General features: G+C 51.2%; 4 protein-coding genes. 3 read left to right on the top strand and 1 reads right to left on the bottom strand.

Going from position 1 to position 3,259, the window contains the following annotated elements:
• Positions 1 to 93, bottom strand: a 93-nt coding sequence (locus VAE48_RS10970; RefSeq protein ID WP_322793370.1) for a cold-shock protein, incomplete at its 3' end; no start/stop codon positions are given.
• A 272-nt stretch (positions 94 to 365) separates the two neighbouring features.
• On the opposite strand from VAE48_RS10970, the gene VAE48_RS10965 reads away from it, so the two are divergent.
• From VAE48_RS10965 to VAE48_RS10955, 3 genes are all read left to right on the top strand, one after another.
• Positions 366 to 1,820, top strand: coding sequence for a tetratricopeptide repeat protein (locus VAE48_RS10965; protein WP_322793369.1), 1,455 nt, complete (start codon positions 366 to 368; stop codon positions 1,818 to 1,820).
• 62 nt (positions 1,821 to 1,882) lie between these two features.
• A complete protein-coding gene (locus tag VAE48_RS10960) occupies positions 1,883 to 2,548 on the top strand; it encodes a hypothetical protein (protein WP_322793368.1) in 666 nt (221 codons plus the stop codon).
• A gap of 4 nt (positions 2,549 to 2,552) precedes the next feature.
• The coding region (locus VAE48_RS10955) for a radical SAM protein (protein WP_322793367.1) at positions 2,553 to 3,259 on the top strand (707 nt) is incomplete at its 3' end.

Raw genomic sequence — 3,259 nt, 5'->3', positions numbered from 1 at the left:
TACGAAGACATCCTCCCCATTGTCACGGCCGATAAAGCCGTACCCCTTGGCGGGGTTGAACCACTTGACGGTCCCGGTGAAACGTTCTGACATGCTTTACTCCATACTTTTTGAAGAATTTCAGGTCTGGCTCCATGAGCCGCTTGACCATGTATGACAAATGTATCATGTCTTAATTTTGGTGTCAAGTCAGAATGGTTTAGAATTTTTTGAATGCCGGGTAAAAACGACCCCTTTTCCTGCATTGGTGACCCGGCTGGCAGGCTGGTCGTTCCCGTTTGTTGGAAAGGGAGCAAGATTGCATGAAATGGCTGGCTGAGGCATAATAGGCATGAATCAATGGTAAATTAAAACCTGTGGTCAAGATGAAAAAAACAGATTTGCAAAGCCTGAAACGCCAGACCTTGCTGGGGGTTATCATTTGCTTGCCGTTGATTCTTCTGACTTTTCTGCCGATTTCTCCCCGACCGTTTCGGGAAATGGAAATCATCACCCGTCTGTATCAGGCGGAATTGCTGCAAAATCACGAGAAGGCTGCCCAAAATTTGCGGCTGTTGATGGAATTTCACCCACAGCGTGTGGAGTGGTGGGAGAGGCTGGCTTTTCATGAACTTGAAGGTGGAAATCCGGCGCAGGCAGCAGCCGATTTTGAGCGGGCATGGGAAGCCCAATCCATCTCTGAAAATGGATTGTTTGCCCTGAGTCGGACACTCTTTGATTTGGGCGATACGAATCGGGCAGTTGAGTTTGCATTGGCGCTGTTGGAAAAACCCGATTTATCGGTGGACTACTTTCCACAACTTACCCAGATCTTTCAAAAGTCCAACCGTTGGGACCTGGCTGTTCAGGCTGCCCGGCGCTGGTCGGTCGCTGAGCCGAATAACATTCAGGCAATATGGCTTACCGCGGTTTTGCAATCCTACCGGACGCCGGGGGAGGCCATCCGTTTGTTGACCCCGTTGAGTGCGGCGCGCGGTTCGGAAGCACGTCAGGCTGCCCGCCTGCTGGAGGCTTTGGAAACCGCTCAAGAAAATCCTGACCCGGCCTATCAGCGGGTTATTGTTGGTCAACGGTTGGGTGAATTAGGATATTGGGATGTTGCCGAGCAGGCTTTTTTAGAGGCGGTCAGCCTGTCGCCGGATTATGCTGAAGGGTGGGCTTTGCTTGCCGAAGCCCGTCAGAATTTGGGAGAGGATGGCTACCCGGATTTGCGACGCGCCTTTGAACTTAACCCGGCTTCGGACATTGTCCAAACCGCCATGGCGCTGTATTGGCGACGTCAGGATCAGCCACTGGTGGCGTTGAGTTATTTGCGCGTCCTGGCAGAAAAACACCCCACCGAAGGACGCTGGCAAGTTGAAATAGGCGCTGCACTTGCCCAAAATGGCGATTTGGTCGAGGCGCTCCATGCCTATCGGCGCGCAGTGGAAATTGAGCCGGAAAATGCGGAATTATGGAGGTCGCTGGCGGTTTTTAGCGCTTCGAACGGGTTTGATCCCCAATCCTATACTTTACCGGCTGCACAAAGGGCTTTGGACCTGGATGGCAATAACCCTGCCTCTCTGGATACTGCGGGTTTTGTTTACTTGCAATTGGGGGAATGGAAGGATGCGGAACAATTCTTGCAACACGCTTTGAGAGTAGATGAATCCTATGCCCCGGCGTTGCTTCATCTTGGTCAGGTTTATCTCGAAATGGGTCGAACCAGTCAGGCATTCCAGTATCTCAAAAGATCTTCCGAATCGCGAGATGAGGTCATCGCCCTGACGGCCAGAAGACTGTTGCAGCGATATTTTCCGGATGAGGTAATTCAACCCTAGGGCAGGCATCTACACCTTAGCACTTATGAATTGCTGATTATCAGCTGCAGGAGGTTGTTCTCATGTTCAATCGTTTCCGCACCGGGTTGATTGCAATCGGCTTTTTATTTTTCCTCAGTGGATGTAACCTGATCAAACAAATCGAGACCTCTGCTCTGGCAGCGAGGGATGCTGGCAGCATTCTCTTTTATGATGACTTCTCGGATTCGGCCAGTGGTTGGAGGCAATGGAGTTCTCCGGAAGCGGTCATCCACTATCAGAATGGCGTGCTTGCCTTTCTGATCAATCAAGCCAATTACGACTACTGGTCATTGGCGGGTAAAAATTTCACCGATGTTACCCTTGCCGTTGAAGCAGAATTGATCAACGGTCCGACCGACAATGACTTTGGTTTGATTTGCCGTTTTCAGGATGAATACAATTTTTACGCCTTCTTAATCAGCAGTGATGGATATGGCGGGATTGTGAAAGTAAAGGATGGAATATATCAAGTTTTAAGCAGTCAAAATGGGCTGGAATTTGGTAAAATGATCTCGCAAGGATATACCCGCAACCAGCTGCGCGCTGACTGTGTGGGGCCGCGTTTGACTTTGATTGTCAATCAGCAAAAGTTTGCGGAAGTGGAAGACACAGATTTCAGCATGGGTGATGTGGGGCTGCTGGCAGGGGTATATCAAACACCGGGTGTAGAAATTCATTTTGACAATTTTTATGTGATCAAACCTTAATGGTATGCGAATTTATTTTGATACAGTTGGCTGCCGCCTGAACCAAAGTGAAATTGAACTGCTTGCCCGTCAGTTTCGGGCTGCCGGCCATTCGATTGCTGAAACAGCTGCTGAAGCCGATGTGGTGGTCATTAACACCTGCACAGTGACCAGCGCGGCAGCATCGGATTCCCGTCAGAAAATCCGGCAGGCTGCCAGAGCCGGCAATGCCGCAATTGCCGTCACCGGCTGCTGGGCAACCCTGGAACCGGAAGCAGCCCGGCAAATGCCCCATGTGTCCTGGGTAGTACCCAACCAGGAAAAACACCACCTGACCGCAACGGTTTTGGGTGTGCCGCTTGAGACGTTTGATCTGGAACCGCTTGCCCGCCAGCCCTTGCCCGGAATTCATCAGCGTACCCGCGCCTTTATCAAGGTTCAGGATGGCTGTGATAATTTTTGCACTTTTTGCATCACCCGTCTGGCACGCGGCAAGGGGCGCAGCGAATCCATCGGTGAAGTCGTTGCCGACGTGAAGGCGGCTGTTGCCGGTGGGGCCCGTGAGGTTGTACTATCCGGAGTTCATCTTGGGTCATGGGGGCAGGATTTTTCTCCGCAGTTGCATTTACGGCATTTAATTGAGGCAATTCTCTCGGATACCGATGTAGAACGGGTGCGCCTTTCTTCGCTTGAACCGTGGGATCTGGATGAGGAGTTTTTTCGCTTGTGGGA

The sequence above is a fragment of the Bellilinea sp. genome (genome assembly GCF_034432615.1).
Lineage (GTDB): Bacteria > Chloroflexota > Anaerolineae > Anaerolineales > Anaerolineaceae > Bellilinea.
This window is presented reverse-complemented; position numbering and strand designations above follow the sequence as displayed.